The organism is Desulfomicrobium aestuarii, from assembly GCF_055385525.1.
Genome location: NZ_AP042427.1, coordinates 3,547,833 through 3,571,540 on the forward strand (window position 1 = coordinate 3,547,833; position 23,708 = coordinate 3,571,540).

The window sequence follows — 23,708 nt, forward strand, 5'->3', positions numbered from 1 at the left end:
TTGACGCAAACGCAAAGGGGTGATTAAGGCTCGGCCTGATTATGAATATACTCATATTGTCGAATACGGTTGTCTATCGCGGTCGTACGATTTTGAATATGGAGTTTTGTCGATGAATATTGAACGCAAGGGCATCATTCTCGCCGGTGGGTCAGGGACTCGTCTCTACCCCTTGACCAAAGGTGTCAGCAAGCAGCTCATGCCGGTTTATGACAAGCCCATGATTTACTACCCGCTCAGTACCCTCATGCTGGCGGGAATCAGGGATATCCTGGTCATTTCCACGCCCGTGGATCTGCCTTTTTTTGAGCGTCTCCTGGGCGACGGAAGCCAGTGGGGCATTCGGCTCTCCTATGCAGAGCAGCCATCCCCGGATGGGTTGGCCCAGGCTTTCATCATCGGTGAGGATTTTTTGAGCGGCGCTTCCTCGGCCCTGGTGCTCGGGGACAACATCTTTTTCGGCCACACGCTGTCGGAAAAGCTTCGCCGGGCCGCGGCCCGGGAAAGTGGGGCGACGGTCTTCGGCTACCATGTGTCCGATCCTCGGGCGTACGGCGTGGCTGGCTTCGACGCGAAGGGCAGCGTGACGTCGTTGGAAGAGAAGCCTGAAAAGCCCAAGTCGAATTATGCCGTGACGGGCCTGTATTTTTACGACAGTTCCGTTGTGGACATCGCAAAGTCCATAAAGCCGTCGGCTCGGGGCGAGTTGGAAATCACGGACGTGAACAGGCGTTACCTGGAATCCGGCGCCCTCTGCCTGGAAAAGTTGGGCCGGGGCAGCGCGTGGCTCGATACCGGCACCCACGACAACCTGCTCGAAGCTTCCCTGTTCGTGCAGACCATCGAGAAGCGCCAGGGGCTCAAAATCGCGTGTCCGGAAGAAATCGCCTTCCGTCAGGGCTTCATTGATGCTTCGCAACTTCGTCAACTCGGCGAGGAGCAGAAAAAAAGCGGTTACGGAGTCTATCTTTTGAAAATTCTTGCCGGCGGAGAGTAATTGGTGCGATTCATCAAAACGGAAATCCCGGACGTCGTGATCATCGAGCCCCGTGTCTTTGGCGACGAGCGCGGGTTTTTCATGGAAACTTGGCAGCGGAAGACCTTTGCCGGGAACGGGATCGATTTCGATTTCGTGCAGGACAACCACAGCCTGTCCGGCAAGGGAATCTTGCGCGGCCTGCACTACCAGATTCGTAAGCCCCAAGGGAAACTGGTGCGTGTTGTCGAAGGCGAAGTGTTCGACGTGGCCGTCGATATCCGCAGCGGTTCGAAATGGTTCGGCAAATGGGTCGGGGTGAGACTTTCAGACGAAAACAAAAGCATGCTCTGGGTGCCGCCAGGCTTTGCGCACGGCTTTTACGTGCTCAGCGATCGGGCGACGTTCATGTACAAGTGCACGGACTACTATGCGCCCGAGCATGAACGCTGCATTGTCTGGAACGATCCGGACCTGAATATCGCCTGGCCCCTGGACGGCGAACCGGTGCTCTCCGGCAAGGATCTGCAGGGGACTCGCCTGGTCGAAGCTGAGGTGTTCCAGGAAGGTTTTACCTTCCGGCACTCATTGACGGAGGCTGGACAATGAGCAAGCTACTGGTCACTGGTGGGGCTGGGTTTATCGGTTCCAATTTCGTCAGGTATTGGCGGGCGGCATATCCTGACGATCTGGTTATTGTTTTGGACGCGCTGACGTATGCCGGCAATCGCGCCAATGTTGCGGATCTGGAAGGATCGGACAAGTTTCTGTTCGTGCAGGGCAATATCCTTGACCAGACTTTGGTTGAAGATTTGCTCCGCAGGTACGAAATTGACACGCTGGTTCATTTCGCGGCCGAGTCCCATGTGGACCGCTCCATTCTCGGACCGGATGCCTTTATCGAAACGAACATCGTCGGCAGCCACTGCCTGCTCAAGGCCACCCGCCAAGTCTGGCTGGAGGAGTGGACAGGGAAAAGAACCGTTCGCTTTCACCATGTGTCCACAGACGAGGTCTACGGCACTCTGGGGCCGGAAGATCCGCCTTTCACGGAAACAACGCCCTACGCGCCAAACTCTCCCTATGCGGCGAGCAAGGCTTCTTCGGATCATCTTGTCCGTGCCTACATGGAAACGTACGGCTTGCCGGTGACCATCAGCAACTGTTCGAACAATTACGGGCCATATCACTTCCCCGAGAAGCTCATACCCCTAGTCATCACCAACATCCTGGATGACAGGCCGTTGCCGGTGTATGGGGATGGATTGCAGATTCGGGATTGGCTGTATGTGGAGGACCATTGCCGTGGCATCGATTTGATCCTCAAGTCAGACAGGGTTGGGGAGTGTTTCAATATCGGCGGAAACAACGAATGGGCCAACATTGATATTGTCAGACTCATCTGCGAGCTGATGAATGAAGCAATGCAGGATGAGATCTATCGAGAGGCGTTCCCGAAAGCTCTATCTGCACAAAGAGGAGAGGCCGAGAGACTGATTGCTTTTGTGACGGACCGGCCTGGGCATGATAGGCGTTATGCCATAGATGCAACAAAAACGAAAATGATCCTGGGCTTCATGCCCAAGGAAAGCTTTGCCACAGGGATACGCAAGACGATTCAGTGGTATTTGGCAAACGAAACGTGGTGGCGGGATGTGCAAACTGGCGAATATCGTCAATGGATCGCCACGCAGTACGACATTTGAACAGTTTTCTTTGAAAGGACATGTTTTTTTTGATGCGCAATTATTCAGTTTCCCCTTATGAAATGATCGCCAGTCTGTGGCGAAATCGATCACTGGTTGTGGCATTGACCAAGCGCGAGGTTGTGGGGCGTTATCGCGGCTCATTTCTTGGTATTTTTTGGTCTTTGTTTCATCCGCTATTTATGCTTGCCGTGTATACATTTGTCTTTAGCGTTGTTTTCAAGGCTCGTTGGGGTGGCGGTACCGGCACAAAGACCGAGTTTGCCTTAGTTTTGTTCGCGGGATTGATTGTGTTCAATCTGTTTGCCGAATGTTTTGGTCGTGCACCGAGCCTTATCCTGTCAAATGTCAATTACGTGAAGAAGGTGATTTTTCCCCTCGAAATTTTACCTTGGGTGGCTCTTGGCGCAGCCTTGTTCCATGCCACGATTAGCGTTTTTGTATGGATAGTAGCGTATTGTTTGCTCTACGGCCTTCCACACTACACGGTTTTCTATCTACCTTTAATATTGCTTCCCTTGTGTTTTTTTATCATGGGTTTATCGTGGGCGTTAGCGTCTTTGGGAGTATATTTGCGTGATGTCTCACAGATCGTTGGACTGCTGACGACTGTCTTGATGTTCTTATCGCCCATTTTTTATCCAATCACCGCACTGCCAGATGCTTATCGTCATGTTTTGCTGATAAACCCGCTCATGCCTGCCATTGAGCAAACCCGTGCAGTTCTTTTTTGGGGGGACTCGCCAAATTGGATGCTACTTGGCGTATATTATGGAGCTATGCTTTGCGTGGCTTGGCTGGGTTTTGTCTGGTTCCAGAAAACGCGAAAGGGGTTTGCAGATGTCCTCTGAGATAGCGATCAACATCGAGAACTTGGGTAAATGCTATCAAATTTACGACAAACCCCGGGACCGTTTGATGCAGATGCTCATGCGTGGGCGAAGGCAGTATTATCGTGAATTTTGGGCGTTAAGGAATGTTTTCGGCGATGTGAGGAAGGGGGAAACAGTTGGTATAATAGGCTGCAATGGTTCAGGAAAATCTACACTCCTTCAAATGATTTGTGGGACAGTGAGTCCGACAGAAGGCTCAATTCATGCGAATGGACGAATTGCTGCTTTATTAGAGCTTGGATCTGGTTTTAACCCTGAGTTCACAGGGCGTGAAAATGTATATATGAATGCGTCCATATTAGGGTTGCAAAAAGAAGAAATAGATGCAACAATTAATGATATTTTAAAATTTGCAAATATCGGAGATTTTATTGATCAGCCTATAAAGAATTATTCGAGTGGAATGGTTGTAAGATTGGCGTTTGCTGTTGCTGTGAATGTTCAGCCAGAAATACTTGTAGTCGATGAAGCTTTGTCTGTAGGCGATATACAATTTCAAAGTAGATGTCTGAAAAAAATAGAGGAAATTAAATCAATTGGTTCAACAGTTTTGTTTGTGTCTCATAGTGCCTCGCAAGTTGAGGCGTTATGTGATAGGGTAATTTGGTTGCACCAAGGATCTGTAGTTGCTGATGGTTTACCTTCTAAAATTGTTCGCGATTATGTAAATTTCATGATGCACGGAATAAATCCTGATAAAGAAATCGATGTGCATAATGAAATAAATTTTGCTTTTATAAATCATGACGATAGATGGGTTGGTATTTCTCAGAGTAACAATATTAAAGGTTGTGAAGGGGTGTCAATTGAAAAGATATTCGTGGAGTTTGAAGAGGAAAAGTGTATTGGATGCGTGTTGAGTCGAGAGCAGCGAGTCTTGATCGAGGTAGATGCCGTTTTCGAGATTACGGTTGATTCGCCGCTTTTCGCCATTGGCATAATGAATGCGTTAAACGAACCTGTTGTGCACTTTAATAGCTATAATATAGAAAGTAAAATTAATAAAATACAACAACCTGGTAGTGTTTCTCTGAGATTTAGTTTTGTCATTCCGCCATTGAAGCCTGGAGAGTATTTGATATCAATAGGTATTGATGATGGAATTCCTGGATCCAGCACTGTCCTTTTTCACGTATATGATGCGTATTCTTTTCAAATAGTTGAAGATAAAAAATTCAAACCTCAAAGTGGATTTGTTCAGATAAGGTCTGCTATGATAGAGTGTGTTCCAAGCGAGGGTGGATTATGAGTTATTGTTTGCCTGAAAATTATAATATGAGATTGCGGCATGAGCATTATTTAGATGTGCCAGGTGAATTTGTTTATCAGCCTTATGTATACGATGCGGCAATTTTTATAGCGGAAAAGTGCGCTGCGAAATATATCATAGATATTGGTTGTGGATCTGCAGTAAAGTTAGGAAAATTTTCATCCCGTTTTAAATTTATTGGTATTGACTCCTCTGCGGCAATTAGCTTGGCTAAAAATGCATTGCCAAAAGCGCACTTTATTGAGTGGGACTTGGAAGAAGGCTTGCCTGAGATTGATCACAGTGTTCTTGAGTGTTCTGTGGTGATTTGTTCTGATGTTGTAGAGCATTTACGATATCCAGATCGGTTATTAAGATCTTTGGCACGGGTTTCTAAAATTGCTCCTTTTGTTCTGATTTCAACACCTGATAGAGACCGTGCGCGAGGTTGGCTTGATAACGGGCCGCCATTGAATCCTGCACACGTGATGGAATGGAGTGGCGGTGAGTTTGTAAGATTTATGAAATCATGCGGTTTTGATGATATCCCATTTTGCGGGCATACAATCAATACAGATTTTCATCGTGTAAAATCAACTATCCTGACTATATGCGGAAAGCATGCTGTTATTATGCAGGACGGAAAAAAATTTCAGGTTGCTGCTGTGATACACACATATAATGAAGAAGATGTAATTGCTGAAACAATTGAGCATTTAATTTCAGAGGGGATAGATGTTCACGTCTTCGATAATTGGTCAAATGATAATACTTGGAACATATTGATTGAGTTGCGCAAAAATGGAAAAATCGTTAATCTTGAAAGATTTCCTGAATCGCCTACGAATGATTATATTTGGAAGGAGCAACTTAAGAAGACGGCTGACTATTCTAAAATTTTAAATGTTGATTGGGTTATGCATCAAGATGCAGATGAAATTCGAAAAAGCCCATGGGCGAAAATTAAATTACGTGATGCTTTATTAAGTGTGGATTTGTTAGGATATAATGCAGTTGATTTTACTGTGATCGATTTTAGATATTTGAATAACTACAGTGATTTGAATGCGCCGTATCAAAATAATTTGAATTTTTTTGAATTTGGAAGGCGCCCTGGTCATTTTAAACAAATCAAGGCCTGGAAAAATGAAGTCGCTGTCGACTTGGATTCTAGTGGTGGTCATGAGTCAGATTTTGAAGGCAGATTAGTCTACCCGATTAAGTTTTTATTAAAGCATTATCCTTTGCGAAATCGCATTCAGGCCAAGAAAAAAGTTTTGCAAGATCGTTTGCCACGTTTTGCTCTAGAAAATTCGCGTTTTGGTTGGCATACGCAATATGATAATATTTTAAATAGTAATCAATTAGATGGTTGGGCGTCAAATTATTTAATTTCTTGGCACGAAAATTTATTTTTCACAGAGTATCTTGTGGAACGTCTTACAGGTATAGGTGTTGGCGGAGGGGTCATTGATTAAGGATTCTTTTTTTTTAAATAAATATGGTTATATACCACTTAATGATTCTGTATGGCATAGAATTGAATATACGAATATTGATTATAACGATGGCGATGAAATAGAGAATCGAATTGCTCGGATCGTTGCCCAGGCTTCAGATTTGACAGTGCATTCAATCGAACTACGAGAACATTGTTCAGATTGGGCAAGTCTTTATCACCTATCTAGTTCTCGAGTGAATATTTTGCGCCCCTTCAAGAACGACATTCGTGGGAACATTCTAGAAATTGGATCTGGATGTGGTGCGATTACCCGTTATCTAGGAGAGTGTGGCGCTAATGTTCTAGCTTTAGAAGGCAGCCTTCGCAGAGCTTCTATCACTAGATCGAGAACTCGGGATTTGGACAATGTAGTAGTGGTTTGTGATAAGTTTGATGATTTCGAAATCAATTGTCAATTTGATATGATAACCCTTATTGGGGTGTTGGAATATGCTAATTTATTTTCATTAAGTTCAGATCCACAAGTGGCCATGTTAAAGAAAGTTCGGGCTTTGCTTAAGCCGCATGGCAAGCTCATTCTTGCAATTGAAAATCAATTTGGTTTAAAATATTTTGCTGGGTTTCCTGAAGATCATCTCAATCAACCCATGTATGGCATCGAAGGGAGATATCGTTCTGATCAACCGCAAACATTTGGCCGAAATGTATTAGCGCAGTTGCTTAGCGAGGCGGGGTTTGAATCTTCCTATTTTATGGCCCCCTTTCCTGATTATAAGTTTCCAATTTCAGTGGTCACTGAGGATGGCTTTGGTTGTGATAATTTTGATTCATCCATATTCGCAGTACAGAGCGCAACACGTGATCCGCAGTCTCCACCTATCTTTGTTTTTTCTCCTGAGCGCGTGTGGCCGAATCTTGTGCGGAATGGTCTTGCCATGGATATGGCAAATTCATTCGTAATTCTTGCAGAAAAATTCAAGCAGATAAAAATTCGTTCTATTCTTGCTTATCATTTCAGTACTGAAAGACAAAAGTGTTATTGTAAAGAGACAACATTTATATTAAAATCTGACTCTGAAATTAGCGTTGAGTCTTCATTGCTTGTTCCTGAATGCAAACCCGTATCGAAGTTGCTTCGATTTACACACATGCCGTGTCAACAATACATGTTAGGTTATCCCCTTTCGGCTGAACTTGTTGAGATCATAACGCGTGATAACTGGAAAATTGAAGAGATTGCCTCCTTTTTGCACCGTTATATCGGAATCATTCACGGATACATCTCCCCGAATATTAGAGAGTATAGAGCAATCTCTTTATATTTTCCTCTCCCCGGCGAATGTTTTGATTTGGTGCCACAGAATATCATGGTTCTTCGAGATGGCAAGATCGAAGTCGTTGATCAAGAGTGGCAACTAAGCATTGAAATGCCCTTGGGTTGGTTAATTTTTCGTACACTTTTATTGTTGCTTCAGTCGGTGAACCGGGTGGGAGTTTCAGCAACCCCGAACTGCGATACTCGGATGGCATTTATTAAGGCGGCGTTCGGGGCTCTTGGTTGCAATGTTGACGATGTTGTCGTCAATAAATTTGCAGAGATGGAGGCTGCGGTTCAGGCAGAGGTTACACAGCGACCGATTGATGGCCTAAAGAATTGGTGGGCCGACTCTCCGCTCCCGGTCCGTAATCTCTCTTTAGCGTTGCATGAGTATGAGCGCAGGTTGGTTGAATATAATCGAATCGTTCTTAATCTGCAAAATTCTATTTATGATGTCGAGCAACAAAATGCAGAGTGTAGGACTAATCTGGAATTGATTGAAAGCAGCTTTTCGTGGAGGTTAACAGCCCCTCTTCGACAAGCTTTTTCTCTACTTCGCAAACTAACAGGGCGTCAAAAAAAAGAAATTGTTGAATGTTACGCAAATTTTTGTAGTCACAATTTATATAAACGAATTATAAATGGATTTCGACGTCATGGATTGATTGAAGGTTTTCTTGCAGGTATTCGAGTTGCAGGGGCTATGTCGAAAGCATGGCTGTTAAAAAAAATCGCAAGTCGGCGCTATAATCAGCGTCTAACAGAATTAAAAAATATAATAGCTGAGCATCAAGGTTTTGTGGATATATTTCACGTTCCGATGGGTTGGAGTACTCCGCTATTTCAGCGATTTCAACATATGTCTTTGCAAGCTGTGAAGTTCGGTGGGTTGTCTTTGTATGGAGGTCATGCGCAGGTTGATACTGATATGTTTGTGTATAAGCGAGCAGAAGGGGGTGTTGTTGTTTTTGATGCTCTCGACAGGCGAGTTGTTGAGTGTGTATTCAATGCCTTAAGGCTCAATAATAATAGAGTAATACTTCGCTTGCAATCGATTGACTTGGTTACAGAAATTGAAGACATACAACGTTTCGTCTCTGCTGGAATAGAAGTTGTTTATGAATATATTGATGAAATTTGTGAAGAAATTACGGGATCGATTCCAGAATTTGTCATTGAGCGACATCGTTGGTTGTTGGGCAATGAAAACATCCTTGCGATAGCAACATCCGACAAACTCTATGAGCAAATAATTAGGAAGCGAAAAGTAAATTGCTTATTATCAACTAATGGTGTGGATTTGTTCCATTGGAGTAAAGCCTCCGTACAGCCACCTGTTGATATGGAACGTGTCTTGGCAAGTGGGTTGCCGGTACTCGGATATCATGGCGCGCTTGCCAAATGGATCGACTACGATTTGTTGCGGAAAATTGCTGAAACCGGTCAATATGAATTGCTCTTAATTGGTTATGAGCATGACAAGGAATTGCGAGATAGCGGAATCCTCAATCTGCCAAAAGTTCATTTTCTTGGTAGCAAATCTTATTTTAATCTTAGTCAATACGCGCAATACTATTCAATTGGGATTCTTCCTTTTAAGCGATATGTGCTTACAGAGTCGGTTTCTCCTGTGAAATTATTTGAATATATGGCCGCTTCAAAGCCAATTGTTACAACAGATTTATTGGAGTGCTTTAAATATAAGTCATGTTTTGTATCTTCGAGTCATGAAGAATTTTTGAATAACATTAAAAATGCGATATCCGTCATGGATGACGCGAAATACCTGGCGATTCTGCGTAAAGAGGCAATGGATAATTCATGGGAGCACAAAGCTAAATCTGTTTATATACATCTCGGATTAATAGATGGTTTATATTCAAGTATGCATGATGGCAATAAGTCTTATATTATGAAAAAAAGAACATTCTGTTAGAGCGAGTTTATTTTTCTTGAGCATAACTTATGTCATGTGGTTTGTAATCTGTTTCTCAACTTGAAATTTCTTTGAATCTATCGAAGAAACCCTGTTGATAAATTTTTTTGTGTAATTTAATTTAACTTTTTTAATTATTATGAATAGTATAATCCGTCAAATCGCAAAAAAAATTTATTGGGGATCCCCTTTTAGCAATGAATTCAAAGATCGTCTTTTGGGGAAAATTCGTAGTTCTCTGCGCAAGATTAAACACGTTATGCAAGGAGGAAATTTCTGCTCTGGTAAGGACGATATTTATAAAAATTATGCTCGGCAGATTCTTGAAATTCCGTCTAAGTCAAGTGATGATTACGTAGAATTGGCACAAACGAAGTTTAATAGAATGCCTACGGACCCAAAACTGATCGCCTATTATCTTCCACAGTTTCACCCCACAGTGGAAAATGATCGTTGGTGGGGCAAGGGTGTGACGGAATGGAATAACGTGTCACGTGCAGTTCCGCAATATGTTGGTCATTACCAGCCAAGACTTCCGGGAGAATTGGGTTACTATGACTTGCGTATATCCGAGAACCTTGAACGCCAAGTTGAACTGGCAAGGTCACACGGCGTTTTTGGCTTCGCTTTTTATTATTACTGGTTTGATGGCGAGCGCTTGCTGAGCAAGCCGTTGGATATGTTTGTCGCATCAGAGCGTATTGATTTTCCGTTCTGTTTGTGCTGGGCAAATGAATCTTGGACGAGAAGATTTGATGGTTCATGTGGAGAAATCCTGATGAAGCAGAGTGCTACTCTGAAAAGTTATCAAACATTCATCGATAGTGTTATTCCGTACATGCAAAGTCAAAAATACATTCGTGTCGACGGGAGGCCACTACTTAATATTTATCGACCTTCTTTTATTCCTGATTGTGCAGAAATATTGAAGTATTGGCGCGCGAGGTGCGTCAGTGCTGGGGTTGGCGACATATATATAGTAGGAGCAAAGGAGCATACATGGGATGCAGATCTTCTCTCTATTGGTTTTGACGCGCTAAACGAGTTTCATCCAGGCACAATTTTTAGGCATTGTGTTGATATTACAAATCATTTTGCATATTTAAGAGATGATTTTTCAGGACAGGTATATGATTATAAAGATTTAGTAAGTAATAAAAAGTATTTTAATTTTACTAGTGAAAAATTATTTCGCGCTGTGATGCCAATGTGGGACAATACAGCTAGGCGTGATAATAAGGGAATGATTTTTCATGGTTCTAGTCCTGGTTTGTACAAGAGTTGGCTGTTAGATGTTTTCAAGGAGCTAAAGTCACGGCATGATCTGCCTGAGCCTTTTGTATTTATAAACGCGTGGAACGAATGGGGAGAGGGCGCCTATTTAGAGCCAGATCGTCGATATGGCTACGCATATTTGGCCGCTACCCGTAGCGCAATTGAAGAGGTAAGATAATGAAGTGTCTTTGCGTAATTGGTACCCGACCTGAAGCCATAAAAATGGCACCCGTGATACTGGCGCTGAAGAGGGAGTCATGGGCAAATGTTCGAGTTTTGGCAACTGCCCAGCATAGACATATGCTGGATCAGGTCAACCGATTCTTTGGGATTGAGCCCGACATTGACCTAAATATAATGCGTCCTAATCAGGCACTTACAACATTGACAGCTCGTTTATTGCTTGAACTGGATGGTGTATTGAGCGCGGAGAAACCTGACACTGTTCTGATTCAGGGTGATACAACCACTGTGATGACTGTTGCTTTGGCTTGTTTTTATCATCGTATACCTGTTGGCCATGTTGAGGCTGGCTTGCGTACATGGGACATGCAAAACCCATTTCCGGAGGAAGCCAACCGAATTATTGCTGGCAAGTTGGCTCGCTGGCACTTCGCCCCGACTGATGGCGCTCGCCATAATCTTCTGAAGGAAGGTGTTTTGGATGCGGCGATCAAGGTAACAGGCAATACAGTGATCGACGCTTTGCTGATGACGGCGGACAGGGATCTAGATCTTGGAATTGATCTTGACTCGAATAGGCGCCTCGTGCTGGTCACTTCGCACCGAAGGGAGAATTTTGGCGAACCATTCCGAACTATTTGCCAGGCATTGCGTGCTTTGGCAAAAAAAAATTCGGATGTTCAGTTTCTATATCCCGTCCATCCGAATCCGAATGTTAAAGACGTTGCACATGAATTTTTGGATGGATTGGAAAATTTCACTCTTTGCCCGCCTCTAGACTATGCACCATTCATTGCCGCAATGAAACGGTCTTACATTATTCTAACTGACTCCGGGGGTGTTCAAGAAGAAGCGCCAGCCCTAGGTAAGCCAGTCCTTGTCTTACGAGATGAAACAGAGCGCCCAGAAGCAGTTGATATGGGTGTTGTGAAGTTGGTTGGTCCGAACTACGAGCGAATAGTCTATGAGGCGCAACGATTGCTGGACGATGATGCTGTTTATCGATCGATGGCGCTTGGCGCATCTCCATATGGTGATGGTAAGGCCGCTGAACGGATTGTTGATACCCTGCGGAGGGACTTATTAATTGCTTGAAGCGATCATTGAGCGTTCTCCGAGCAAGGTGCTGATTCTTCGAGCATTGCCTTGGGGCGCTGACTCTCGGGCCTTGCGGTGGGCTACTATCTATTCGCCACGTCCCATTCGCTGGGGTTATTGGGGATCCCGCGCGTCGGAGCATCGAGACGAAGCCATCTTGAATTGGCGACCTAGCACTGGTTATGCTGGCTTTGTGGTCGGATATTTTGCTTTTATCGTGATGTGCTTCTTTTATGCGTTTAAACACTTGCGTCGCGGTGACACTTTGCTGTGCATTGATTTGGAGACCGCTTTGCTTGGTTTGTTCGCCGCCAAACTGCGTGGTGCTAATTTGCACTACGATATGGCGGATCCTTTTTTTCTCGCAAAACCCGTTCCCTGTAAGCCATTTTGGCGGATGCTAGAGGCTTGGTATATAAGCAAGGCCGATCTTGTAACGGCTCCCCATCAGTCGCGTTTTAAGCTGTTTTTTTCGGAATCGCCAAGTCGTGCACGCGTGGTCGAAAATGTGCCAGACATTTGTGTGGAGAATTGCGATATTATTTATCGGTCATCTCGCAAGGAAGGGTGTTCACTAACCTTGGGGTATTTTGGGACCTTGGATTATCACCGAGGGATCGAGGATATTCTGACCTTTGTGGACGATCACCTTGATATTCATCTGAAAATCGGGGGGCGTGGCGTCCTGCAAAACCTGATCATTGAGGCTGCACGTCGATGCGAGCGCATTCAGTTTGTCGGGTCCTACCGGCCAGAGGAGCTAGGTGCGCTGACGCAGGGCGTTGATGTCTATTGTTCACTTTATTACTGTAGCAAGCCCTTGCACCGGTTTGCCGCCCCCAACAAGTACTATGAGCATCTTGCGCTGGGAATACCAATTCTTATCTCGGCCGGTACGCCTTACGCCTCTGATGTTTTTCAAAACGGAACCGGTTGGGTCATTGAAGATGGGCGACGCGCTCTTGAGCGATGGTACGTACAGGTCCGTGACGACCTTGACTCCTTTGAGCGTTGCTCCAAAAAGGCCCGTGAACTATGGAATACCCACTATGCAGACTGGTTGACGCACCAGCAGAATTTATTTGTCAATTTAGGATAGAGCATAACGGGCCGGTAAATTTAATGTCTATGAATATTTCCGTTATAATTCCAAGTCTGAATGCAGTCACCGTGCTTGAATCACTCGTGACCTCCTTGCGGGGCCAAATCACGCCCCCTAATGAGATCATCGTCGTTGATTCCGAATCAAACGACGGTACACCACGACTCGCGCATGATCTGGGTTGTACGATTTTGCCGATTTGCCGGAGCAATTTCAACCATGGTGGCACACGTAACCTGGCCTATCTCCATGCTCAGGGTGATATCGTCGTTTTCATGACTCAGGATGCATTACCGGTGGATCCTTTTTTCCTGCAACATTTGCTTCATCCGATCCTCTCAGGTAAGGCAGTAGCAAGCTATGCGCGCCAGGTAGCGTATCCAGACGCTTCTGCGAGCGAGAAATTTGCGAGAAATTTTAACTATCCACCTGTGAGTCAGCTACGGACCCGTTCAAGCATTGAGTCAATGGGCCTTGGGGCCTATTTTTTTTCCAACGTTTCCTCGGCAATAAGGAAAGATGTATTCAGGGATGTAGGCATGTTTGCGGATGGTGTGATCATGAATGAAGACATGCTCATGTGTGCGAAGCTTTTAAATGAGGGGCACGCGGTCGCTTATGCCGCAGATGCACAGGTGTATCATTCCCATGACTATTCATTGCAGCAAACATTTCAGCGATATTTTGACATAGGCGTTTTTTTTACTAGACATTTTGACATGCCAAATCTTGCAACCAATGGTCGGGGTGTCTCATACACGCGAAAACTGCTTTTGCACACGATAAGGCAAGGTGATTTGTCTGCTTTTTTTTATGCTGTCGGAGAGACTGCGGCAAAATTTGCAGGCTTTACTCTTGGAAAATTCGAAAGATTAGTACCCTTAATGTTGAAAAGACGCCTCAGTATGCACTCTGGTTTTTGGCAAGACAATAGGTCTCAAAACAAGGTTGCCGGTCGATGAAAACAAGACGCAATTCGTTTGCCATGGCGAGCATATTTGCCGTTTCGGATTTGCTTGGTTTGTTGCTGGTCTGGGGCTTGAGTGTATTGACACGGTATGCTTTCGGCGGACAGTTTGGGATTCTCCTTTATTGGAACCTTGTTCCTTGTCTTGGTTTGTTTCTGGCGTCCAATGCGCTCGTTGGATTGTATCCAGGAATTCTGCTCAGTCCTCCTGAAGAACTCAAAAAACTATGTCAGTCTACCTCGGTAATATTCCTTGCCATGTCGGGCGCAGTGTTCCTTTCGAAACAGGGGGAGCTCTATTCCCGTGGAATTTTTCTCATGGCATGGTTGGGAGCGCTTTTGGTGCTTCCGCTTTTTCGGGCATTGGTCCGCCGGCAGGTTCACGTAAAGGAGTGGTGGGGGCATCCCGTAGTGATATTGGGCGCGGGTAAAACTGGACGTGAGGTGTGCAACGCATTGACCCGTGAGCATCGCCTTGGTTTGCGACCTGTGGCCTTTTTCGACGACGATCCAAGCAAAGCCGGGTCCCAGATCCAAGGAGTTCCGGTAGAGGGGGATCTTCATTCTGTAGGAAATTTTGTCGGTGAATGTCGGGATGCTGTCGCCATTGTGGCCATGCCGGGAGTGTCTCCTGCGCGGCTTGTTGAAATACTGGAGGGTCCAGCCTCAGAGTTTCGTCGTGTGATCTTGATCCCGGACCTTTTTGGGGCGTCTTCGCTATGGATTTCAGCTTTTGATCTTGGTGGAATTTTGGGACTTGAGGTCCATCAGAAACTGCTGGATCCGCGTCGGCAATGGGTCAAGCGATGCATGGAGATTGGGCTAATTTTTGTTTTTCTGCCCGTTCTTATACTGCTTTCGTTAGTCATCGCCATCTGGATCAAAAAGGATTCATCGGGGCCTGTTTTCTATGGCCAAAAACGGATCGGGCTTGGCGGGAAGGATATTCAAATCTGGAAATTTCGGACCATGGTTCAGGATGCCGACGATTCTTTGCAAGAGTGCCTGGCGAATGATCCTGACCTGCGGGCCGAATGGGAGGAAAGCCACAAGCTGAACTGTGATCCTCGCGTTACGCGCGTGGGAAGAATCTTGCGGAAAACGAGCCTGGATGAGTTGCCTCAGCTCTGGAACGTGTTGCGCGGTGATTTGAGTTTGGTTGGTCCGCGGCCCATTGTCTGGGATGAAGTGGACAAATATCAGGCCGGGTTTGCCCTCTACAAGAAGGTCAAACCTGGGTTGACAGGGCTTTGGCAGGTATCGGGGCGGAGCGAGACAACATATGCCGAGCGTGTACGGCTTGATGCATACTATGTTCGCAACTGGTCGGTATGGTTTGACATTTATATTCTCCTCAAAACTCCGGGCGAAGTGTTTCGAGGACGAGGGGCATGCTGATGATTTACTGAGGTGTTACGAGGACGTTGCATTTGTTTGAGTTGGCAACGCGTTGATGTCATTTTTCGGCGGATAGGATGACAGTCCGGCAAAAGCGAAAAGAATCGTTGATATCTGCTGTCCGTACAGGCTCATGTTCATCTGAAAGGCAATAAGGCTGATCAGGAACATGCCTGCAACTGCGGGTGAAATAGCGCTTCCATCTCGAAAGCCTTTGCGGACGACGGTAGCCCAAAACAGGAGCATGGCGCATAATCCGGCGATGCCTGTTTCTGCTAGAAGATGCAGGAAAAAGTTGTGGGCATTGTTTGTCGTTGGAATAGTGTGCGGAAATATTTTCTGGTACGCTTGGTCGTTTTTATATTTCTCCATCTCTTCCGCGTATTGATCGCTGAACGTGTCGAAGCCTCTCCCAAAAAACGGTTGCTGTCTGAAGCTTTTATAAGCAACATTCCATGTAAAGAATCTTTGTAAAAAAGAAATGTCTTCTTTGAGTCCTATTGTCACGCTGCTGATTATGCGATTATTCTTTAGCGGTGTATAAAATAGGGCTACAAAAGTGCATATTATTATAAGTGATAACGCTAGAAGCATTTGCTTGCGCATTTTCTGGGCCTTCCAGAGTAACCAGCCTGTGAAGATGAGTGCTGTGCCTAAAAAGCTCGCGCGGGCTGCCGTTCTGAACAGAAGAAAGAGGCATGTGCCGGACAGCAGGAAAGAGGCAGTGCGCATCCACCCCTTGTTATTTGCGCCGTAATAAATTGTGGCAAATGCAAACATTCCACAAATAAGTCCGAGATGGTTGGCTCTTTGTTCAAAAAAGAGGGTGAGTCGTTCTTCGGACAGGATGTTCAGATGGCTCCATCCCGCACCCGTCAAAACTGGAAAAATAACAATTGCTCCAAGAAGTGCAATCGGAATGACGAGTATGAATCTGTCATTTTTTTCTTGTGTGATTATCGAGGCGATATACCCAAAGATGAAAATGGCAATCCAATTGATTACTTCATCTATGTGCGACAATGGTGCGGAATTTAGTAGCAGGCTTGTCAGTGCAACTGCAAAGAAAAACAACAGAGTGAGAAATGAATCTGATTTCCATAGGTTGTTGAGTTTGTTTGTATTTGCTGAGCAGAATAAAATTGTTAGTCCGATAAGAATATATCTTGAGTGTTCAACTCCATGCCGAAAAAAAACACAAAAACCGAGCATGGCAGTAAAAGCAGTTATGTAAATTTTTTCTAACTGCGAAGTATATATTTTTATAAAATTTATAAATTTTAAAAAAAGCATATTAAACTATTCGTTTATATAGTGTTTTCGATGCATTGGTGTGCTTATGGAATAAATATTAATACTTTTTTGCAGTATGCTTGCGCTTTTTGCAACTTCTTGATTTGTGAAGAGGAGATTGAATTCTCAAGCGTGCTAAATGCGAGCTGTAACTTGTTGTTTTTGTTGGCTACCAGTACATGTTGCGATCAATTCGAAGATCCTGCGTGCAGTGCTGTCGGTTGAATACGTTTCGAGGAGGTTGCTGTTGTCTAACTCCGAAGTTCTCAAGCCATCAAGCGAGTCGAGGCTGTGGCGTAGCGAATCGGCCGAATCGGGCTCAAAGTAGACCGCGTGTCGGATGTCGAAGATCGCTTCGTACATGGGTATTCTCGGGATCACGGGGATGAGTCCGCTCTCAACGTAGTCGGCCACTTTGAGTCCTTCCATGAGGGACAGGCCGAATGCGTATCGGCAGAGAATTCCGGGCAATTCGCGCGGGGGAACCCTGTTCAGGAATCTGATGTTTCCGGAAACTCCGAGTTTCTCAGCCTCGCCACGGATTCGCCGGACATCTTCTGCTGAGCCTCCGAGGAGGTCGATGACATGGTTGCTCGGGGCCAGAGCCAGAGCGTGAAGAAGGAGTTCGATCATCTTGTTGGGGCCAAGCGAGCCGCAATAGACGATCCCCTTTCTGGACGTTTCGGCGCATGGCTTCGGAATCAAGGGATACCAGACATATGCGGTTTGCTTCAGGCCCAGGTCTGCGGTGACGATTTTCAAGCTTTCGCTCGAAGTGAAGACGAGGCCATCGACGCTTTTGTATATGTTTTTGAGAAGGCGGATGCTTTTATTGTCTTTTTCAATATGTCGCCGTTGCTCCAGATAAGGAGAGTCGGCGACCCTATCTTCTTTGTAATAGCCGCTCTTCTTATGTGTTTCGAGAATAACTGTGTTGTGATGGATAAATTTCGAGCGCGCCAGCCTTTTTGCAAGATTGTAAGACCGTGTATAAAATACAGAATTCTTTCCTATGGATTTTCTCAGGTTGCTCAGCGTGAAATAAAAAGAGATTCCTGTCAGTTTCTTCTTGGGGATGGCAAGAAACTGAACAGTGGATAAATCAATTCCGTATTGTTTATATATCTCATCGATTAATTTTGATTCCGGTACAGTGAATCCGTTGCAAACAAACGTCACCTTTGTACGCTTGGCAAGGCTGAAAAGCATCTTTGTGACCTGAATCGAGTGTGCTTTCAGGTTTGGGTATTCTGTGTTCATCAGATAAACAACGTGAGCGAGCATTGAATATCCTTATGGTAATTTTTCTTCGTTGAACTGCAATTTGTAAAGATTCTGGTAGGCCGGACATCTTTCAATCAGCTGGGAGTGGTGGCCGATGTCGAGTATTTCGCCCTTTCTCATGACCACAATGCGGTCTGCAGAAATGATCGTCGAGAGACGGTGCGCGATGATCAGGCTTGTGCGGCCCTGCATGAGGTTCTCCAGTGCGTCCTGGACGATTCGTTCGGATTCAGTGTCTAAGGCCGAGGTCGCTTCATCGAGAATGAGCAATGAGGGGTTCTTCATTATGGCCCGGGCAATGGTAAGGCGCTGCTTTTGTCCGCCCGAGAGCTTCACCCCCTTTTCGCCGACGACCGTGTCGTATCCTTGGGGCAGTTCGAGGATGAAATCGTGGGCATAGGCCGCCCGTGCCGCCTCCTCGACTTTGTTCTGCTCCGTTGATGGCCGGCCGTAAGCGATGTTTTCACGTACGGACAGGTTGAAGAGGAACGGATCCTGGGAGACGATACCGATGTTGGTCCGCAGGCTTACGAGGGAATATTCCGAGACTGGACGGCCGTTCAGGCGGATGACGCCCTGTTGGCAATCGTGGAAGCGGGGGATGAGGTGCGCCAGCGTGGTTTTGCCGGAGCCGCTCTGCCCCACGAACGCAACCCTCTCGCCGGCTTTGATGTCCAGGTTGATGGAACGCAGGGCCGGTTCCTTGACCCCGGGGTAGGCAAAGGTCACGTCTTCGAAGGACAGCGACTCGAAAGGCGGGGCGTACTCGGCCGTTCCGCCGGCCTCCTCCTTTAGGTCCGATGCGTCAAGAATCTCGAAGACGCGCTCCGCTCCGGCCAGAGCCTGCTGCAGGGTGTTGTTGGCCTGGCTGATGGACTTGAACGGGTCGTAGAGCATGACCATGGCCGTCATGAAGGAAAAGAATTCTCCCGGAGTGCGGTTGCCGGCAATGACCTCGCGGCCGCCGTACCAGATGACGAGCCCCGCGCCGACGGCCCCGATGAGCTCCATAATCGGCGAGGAGAGCAGATTGTATACCTTGCCCTTGATCCCGATGCGGACCAGCTTGGCTACGGTGTCTCTGAATTTGGTCCTTTCCAACTCCTCGGTGGCAAAGGCCTTGATGACCCTGAGCCCGTTGAAGCTCTCCTGCAGATGCGAAGAGACGTCCGCGACCTTGGCCTGCATCTTACGCCCATTCTTGCGCAGTTTTCTGCCGAAATAGATGACCGGGTACACGGCCAGGGGGAAGACCAGGCACGCCCAGAAGGCGAGTTTGGGGTCCCGGTAGATGATGAGGCCGGTCAACCCGATCATGGTCAGTATGTGCTGGACCATACGGATGAGCTCGGGCAGACTTGAACTGATGAGGTTCACATCGCTGATGATGCGCGACATGAGCATGCCTACGCGGGTTTCGCCGAAGAAATCCAGCGGCAGGCAGATGATCTTGGCGAAAAGTTCGTAGCGCAGCCGCTCCAGTACCTTGATGCCGCAATAGGACATCAGGAATTTCTGGATGAACAGCCCCACTCCCTTGGCCACAAACACGCCGATCAGGAGCAGGGGGATGTACATGAGCGCGGCTTCATCCTTCTTGATGAAAATTTCATCCAATGCGGGCTGAACGAGATAGGCCGCGCCCGCAGTGCTCATTGCAACGACGCCGAGTGCGGCGAAGGCCGCCACGATGTGCAGCTTGAAAGGCAGAAAGTACTCCATGCATCGCCGCAGGAGCCTCATTGTCTGGTTATTTGCTGATACCATGTCTAAAAGTCGGGCTTGACGCCCATCTCCAAATACAGCTTGCGGAAGCAGCGGTTGATTTTTTGACGTACGAACCACGGGTGGCGGAGCCAGAACTGGCCGCGGAAGCGCTCGCGGCCCGTCTGGAAGTCGATGATGACCGGATCCCCGGGCGCGCGGACCAGGATATTGCGGCGCACGATCCCGAAGTGGTCGATACCGTGAGCGACAAATACTTCGCGTCTGATGCGCTCCAGAATTTCATGGAAACGCGGGTCAAGGGGACGGGCATTGCGAACCAGATTGGGCGCGATCTCCCCCCTGTCGTCCCTGACGACATCCATGATCAAGGCTTTGCGGCCGTCCTGAGAGTTCTCTATCCCATGCATGGTTACAAAATGGCGCTTCAGGTCCTCTGGGCACCTTCCCATGATTTTCAGATAGTTTGCCCACTCGTATTCGAGAAAGTCGGTGATGCCGTATTTGGCACTGACGATACGGTCGGGCTCGGGCTTTCCACCCTTGAAGCGCCGCTTCGGGACAAGCACCTTGGCGCAGAGATCCGGCCTGCCCTGTACGGCAAGAATTTGACACCAGCCGCCCTTCACGAGCATTTCGCCGAGTTCGATCATGACTTCTCCCCTGCGTCCTCGATTGATGCCGCCCCGGATATCCTGCTGAAAAAAGAGTCCAGTACACGGGTCATTCGCTGTCGGGAGTTGGACATCGAATGCTCCCAGAACAGCATTTTCAACTTGAGTCGTAAGCTTCCTTCAGTTTGCAGAAGTTCTTTCAGAGCGTTTGCAAATGCGTCGCTTGCCGCGTTGCGGGGGAGTAGAAGCCGGTTCGCGGCGGCGGGCCAGCATTCTGTTACTCCGCCTACATCGCGGGCCAGACAGATCAGTCCTTCGGCCATTGCTTCAAGCAGGGTATTGGGCAGCCCTTCGTTGCGCGAGGGGAGAAGGAAAACGTCCGCCTGGCGAAGATATGCCCTCACATCCTTCTGAAATCCATGCCACACGACCCTGTCGTTGAGGTCGAGTCGGGAGGCCAACGCTTTCAATTCAGTCTCTATGCGTCCGGTCCCTACAATATCATAATAAAAATCGTACCCGAGTTTTTTCAGTACGGCCAGGGCCTCCAGAACATCCTTGTGCCCTTTGTCCGCGTTGAGTTGGCTGGTGGAGATGAAGCGCAGGGGGGAGTTCACCGTGGCCGGCGGCTCCGGAGCCGGCTCCTTGCCGGTCAGGATCACCGTGACCTCTTCCGGTCTGAGATACGGCAGTTCCTGCAGCATGCCGTTCTTGATCTGCTCGCAAGGGACCAGGATGGAGGGCCGCACCCATTTGTGCATCAGGCGCACCTTCCAGGTGTTCAGCATGTCGCCCGCCAGCCCCACCCGGTGCACGACAGGGATGCCGAGAACCCTGGCCGCAAGACCGGCGGAACGCATGTCCTTGCCGACGTTGACAACGACCAGATCGATCTTTCCCCTGCGGAACATCCCTAGGAAGCGCGAAATCAGTCGGGGGTTGAAATCCGGACCGAAGGAGAGCCCCAGGGCTTCCAAACCCATCTCGCGCGCCTTGTCGACGAAGGGGCCGGGGCGTCCGACAATGACGGCGTGATGGCCCCGTTTGGTCAGACCGCAGGCAACGTCCAGGGTCCAGCTCTTGACGCCGCCCCATTTGTTTGTGGAGTTGACGAAACAGATGTTCACGTTCGCCCCTTTGGTCGTCTTCCCCGGACCAGCGAGGCCGTGGGCCTTGTGGACAGAAGGGCCGTCTTGACCCCGAGCCAGACGCGGCTTTTGTTGTCCTTGACCGCCAGCCTCCCAATGCGCAGGGGGGCCGTTCCCGGCCCGACGTGTCCGGCCTGAAGATTGAGTACGCTTTCAAATCCTGCCTGCCTGGCCGCTTCCAGGGTGATGTCGTCATATTCCCCCCACGGCAGGCAGAGGAAAGGGCAGGGCTTTTCGAGAATCCTCTCCAAATGCCCCTTGCTGCTGCTGAAATCATCAAGGCAGAAGGCCATGCGCTCTTCGGGCGTTGCCAGGGTCAGCGGTCGGCCGGCCCAGTCAAGGCCGAAGCCGGCATGTGCGTATGCGCTTCCGACGGGGTGGACGGGGGTGTCCGCAGGGGCCGGCCCGCACAGGGCCTGATGGCTCCAGTGTCGGTTGTCTCCCAGAACGCCTTGCCGACCCCGATTTATGAAGCAGGCCTGATGCGCTGCCGAGTGCGAATAGACCTCCATCCCTGCCTCGCGAACCATGGCCCGGACCTCTCCATGGTTCATGAAGTCCTCGAAATGCCCCTTGAGCGCTTTGCGCATGATCTCGCCCAGGGAAGGCACGATTGTGCCCTGACCGCCCTGATCCGCACGCAGGCGAGCCTTGCCGGGCGCCAGGAAATCCGTGACGGCGAAGAAAGTGGCGCACATGCCGCGCCGCAGCAACTCAGGCACCGCATAGACCCAGTTGTCCAACGTGCAGTCGTCGAAGGTCAGGACCACCGATGGCCCAGCCATGCGCCGCTTGCCCCGGACGATATCAAGCATGTGTTCGAGGCTGATGCTTTCCAGCCCCATCCTGGCAAGCATATCCAGATGGCTGCCGAATTTTTCCGGCGTCATGCCGCTGGCCGGCCGCACCTGGTGGTAGCACAGTACGGGGATACTGCCCCCCAAGGCGGCCTGCGCCAGAGAAAGGAGGCTCATGTCGCTGCCCGCCTGGCCAGGTCGCTGTACAGGGCGATGGTCCTGTCCCGCATCGCTTCAATGGAGAACTCGGCCCAAAGCGCCGCGGTGTCGGCTGCCGGGAGGGCCATGGCGGATTGGAGCTGATCGACTGCCCGTCGCATGTCCATGAAGGCGATGCGGTCGTAGTAGTCCCGGATCTCTTCGAGGGGCGCCGTTCTTGATGCCAGAATGGGCAGGCCGTGGGCGCAGGCTTCAAGAGCCACGCCGGGCATGCCTTCGACGCCCGGCTCCGAGCAGAAGGCCAGGCAGTCCAGGGCTGCGTAGCAGCGGTGGATGTCGCGGCGTTCGCCCAGAAAGGTGACGTCCTGCTCCAAACCGTGTTCGCGGACCCATTCCCTGTGCCCAGGCAGGCCGTCTCCGTCGCCGATGACCACGAAGTGATACCGGCCCGGAGTCTGGAGGCATGCCTCGCGGGCCATGTCCAGGAATCTTTCGACACCCTTGCCGCGGGACAGGCGCCCGACGAAGCCGACCAGTTTCCGGTCCTTCGGCACGCCCAGCTCCTCGCGTGGGGCCGGTGTCACCTTGTCAGGCAGGGTCAGGCCGTTGTGCAGGACCTGCAGCATGGAGTCCGGCAGGCCAGTGTGCCGCTGGAAATAGTCGCGCGATTCGCGGGAGACGAAGAGCACCTTGTGCGAAAAGAGGCGGTGAACAAGCGTTTCCTCCAGCATCTGCTTCCGGCGCCGCAGGGCGGTGGAGCCGTACCAGTGCAGCTCGCTCAGGTGGACCTGGCCGATGCGTACGGGCACATGGGCCAGGGCTGCCGCCAGAATTCCGAAAATATTGCCGCCGAAGGAGTGGGTGTGCACGATGTCGGCCTTGTGTTCCCGGAACAGCCGGGCCAGCCTGGAGATGGCCAGCGGGTCCCAGTGGCCCTTGCGGGGCAGGAAGTGCGTCCGTACGCCTTCGGCCGCCAGTTCGTCGAAGAACACGCCCTTGTCCTTGTAGGTCACGACGTGGACGTCGTAATGCTCCGTGAGCAGCGGCAGGAGCGCACGCAGCCTGCGCTGGACGCCCCCCACCTTGAGGTTGTTCGTGACCCGAAAAAGAACCGGTTTGCGCATG

General features: G+C 48.7%; 19 protein-coding genes. 12 read left to right on the top strand and 7 right to left on the bottom strand.

The window, feature by feature from the left end; translation table 11 throughout:
- The first annotated feature begins 112 nt into the window (after nt 1-112).
- The 12 genes from rfbA (at nt 113) to wbaP (ending at nt 15,563) form a co-directional block, all read left to right on the top strand.
- The gene (gene rfbA / locus ACZ5AC_RS16325; RefSeq protein ID WP_464248629.1) at nt 113-997 is read left to right on the top strand and encodes a glucose-1-phosphate thymidylyltransferase RfbA; all 885 of its coding nucleotides are present in this window, start codon (nt 113-115) and stop codon (nt 995-997) included.
- Nucleotides 998-1,000: 3 nt separating this feature from the next.
- Nucleotides 1,001-1,585 (top strand): dTDP-4-dehydrorhamnose 3,5-epimerase, encoded by a 585-nt coding sequence (gene rfbC / locus ACZ5AC_RS16330; RefSeq protein WP_464250622.1) that lies wholly within the window; start codon nt 1,001-1,003, stop codon nt 1,583-1,585.
- A complete protein-coding gene (rfbB, locus tag ACZ5AC_RS16335; protein ID WP_464248630.1) occupies nt 1,582-2,682 on the top strand; it encodes a dTDP-glucose 4,6-dehydratase in 1,101 nt (366 codons plus the stop codon). The genes rfbC and rfbB overlap by 4 nt, the downstream gene beginning before the upstream one ends.
- Nucleotides 2,683-2,714: 32 nt before the next feature.
- On the top strand, nt 2,715-3,533 hold the full coding sequence (locus tag ACZ5AC_RS16340; protein WP_464248631.1) for an ABC transporter permease: 819 nt from the start codon (nt 2,715-2,717) through the stop codon (nt 3,531-3,533).
- A gap of 67 nt (nt 3,534-3,600) precedes the next feature.
- The gene (locus ACZ5AC_RS16345; RefSeq protein WP_464248632.1) at nt 3,601-4,824 is read left to right on the top strand and encodes an ABC transporter ATP-binding protein; all 1,224 of its coding nucleotides are present in this window, start codon (nt 3,601-3,603) and stop codon (nt 4,822-4,824) included.
- Nucleotides 4,821-6,302 carry a methyltransferase domain-containing protein gene (locus ACZ5AC_RS16350; protein ID WP_464248633.1) on the top strand — a complete coding sequence of 494 codons (1,482 nt, stop codon included), beginning with the start codon at nt 4,821-4,823 and terminating at the stop codon, nt 6,300-6,302. The genes ACZ5AC_RS16345 and ACZ5AC_RS16350 overlap by 4 nt, the downstream gene beginning before the upstream one ends.
- Nucleotides 6,295-9,540 (top strand): methyltransferase, encoded by a 3,246-nt coding sequence (locus ACZ5AC_RS16355; RefSeq protein ID WP_464248634.1) that lies wholly within the window; start codon nt 6,295-6,297, stop codon nt 9,538-9,540. Before ACZ5AC_RS16350 ends, ACZ5AC_RS16355 begins: the two co-directional genes overlap by 8 nt.
- Nucleotides 9,541-9,679: 139 nt before the next feature.
- Nucleotides 9,680-10,993, top strand: a complete 1,314-nt coding sequence (locus tag ACZ5AC_RS16360) for a glycosyltransferase WbsX family protein (RefSeq protein ID WP_464248635.1) — start codon at nt 9,680-9,682, stop codon at nt 10,991-10,993.
- Entirely contained in the window at nt 10,993-12,093 is a 1,101-nt protein-coding gene (gene wecB, locus ACZ5AC_RS16365; RefSeq protein WP_464248636.1) for a non-hydrolyzing UDP-N-acetylglucosamine 2-epimerase, read from the top strand. The genes ACZ5AC_RS16360 and wecB overlap by 1 nt, the downstream gene beginning before the upstream one ends.
- Nucleotides 12,086-13,195, top strand: coding sequence for a glycosyltransferase family protein (locus ACZ5AC_RS16370; protein WP_464248637.1), 1,110 nt, complete (start codon nt 12,086-12,088; stop codon nt 13,193-13,195). The genes wecB and ACZ5AC_RS16370 overlap by 8 nt, the downstream gene beginning before the upstream one ends.
- A gap of 29 nt (nt 13,196-13,224) precedes the next feature.
- Nucleotides 13,225-14,160 carry a glycosyltransferase family 2 protein gene (locus ACZ5AC_RS16375; RefSeq protein ID WP_464250623.1) on the top strand — a complete coding sequence of 312 codons (936 nt, stop codon included), beginning with the start codon at nt 13,225-13,227 and terminating at the stop codon, nt 14,158-14,160.
- Entirely contained in the window at nt 14,157-15,563 is a 1,407-nt protein-coding gene (wbaP, locus tag ACZ5AC_RS16380) for an undecaprenyl-phosphate galactose phosphotransferase WbaP (RefSeq protein WP_464248638.1), read from the top strand. The genes ACZ5AC_RS16375 and wbaP overlap by 4 nt, the downstream gene beginning before the upstream one ends.
- Before the next feature lie 15 nt (nt 15,564-15,578).
- Here wbaP and ACZ5AC_RS16385 read toward each other — a convergent pair whose 3' ends face one another.
- The 7 genes from ACZ5AC_RS16385 to ACZ5AC_RS16415 all read right to left on the bottom strand — a co-directional run bounded on the left by ACZ5AC_RS16385 (nt 15,579) and on the right by ACZ5AC_RS16415 (nt 23,707).
- Entirely contained in the window at nt 15,579-16,856 is a 1,278-nt protein-coding gene (locus tag ACZ5AC_RS16385; protein WP_464248639.1) for an O-antigen ligase family protein, read from the bottom strand.
- A gap of 135 nt (nt 16,857-16,991) precedes the next feature.
- Nucleotides 16,992-18,140: a glycosyltransferase family protein gene (locus tag ACZ5AC_RS16390; RefSeq protein WP_464248640.1), complete on the bottom strand. Its 1,149-nt coding sequence runs from the start codon at nt 18,138-18,140 to the stop codon at nt 16,992-16,994.
- A gap of 9 nt (nt 18,141-18,149) precedes the next feature.
- Nucleotides 18,150-19,862 carry an ABC transporter ATP-binding protein gene (locus ACZ5AC_RS16395; protein ID WP_464248641.1) on the bottom strand — a complete coding sequence of 571 codons (1,713 nt, stop codon included), beginning with the start codon at nt 19,860-19,862 and terminating at the stop codon, nt 18,150-18,152.
- Nucleotides 19,863-19,909: 47 nt separating this feature from the next.
- Complete coding sequence (locus ACZ5AC_RS16400) at nt 19,910-20,518, bottom strand: RIO2 family protein (RefSeq protein WP_464248642.1); 609 nt, start codon at nt 20,516-20,518, stop codon at nt 19,910-19,912.
- Nucleotides 20,515-21,606, bottom strand: coding sequence for a glycosyltransferase (locus tag ACZ5AC_RS16405; RefSeq protein WP_464248643.1), 1,092 nt, complete (start codon nt 21,604-21,606; stop codon nt 20,515-20,517). Before ACZ5AC_RS16405 ends, ACZ5AC_RS16400 begins: the two co-directional genes overlap by 4 nt.
- The gene (locus ACZ5AC_RS16410; protein ID WP_464248644.1) at nt 21,603-22,601 is read right to left on the bottom strand and encodes a polysaccharide deacetylase family protein; all 999 of its coding nucleotides are present in this window, start codon (nt 22,599-22,601) and stop codon (nt 21,603-21,605) included. The genes ACZ5AC_RS16405 and ACZ5AC_RS16410 overlap by 4 nt, the downstream gene beginning before the upstream one ends.
- Complete coding sequence (locus ACZ5AC_RS16415) at nt 22,598-23,707, bottom strand: glycosyltransferase (protein ID WP_464248645.1); 1,110 nt, start codon at nt 23,705-23,707, stop codon at nt 22,598-22,600. The genes ACZ5AC_RS16410 and ACZ5AC_RS16415 overlap by 4 nt, the downstream gene beginning before the upstream one ends.
- Between the last annotated feature and the right edge of the window lies 1 nt (nt 23,708).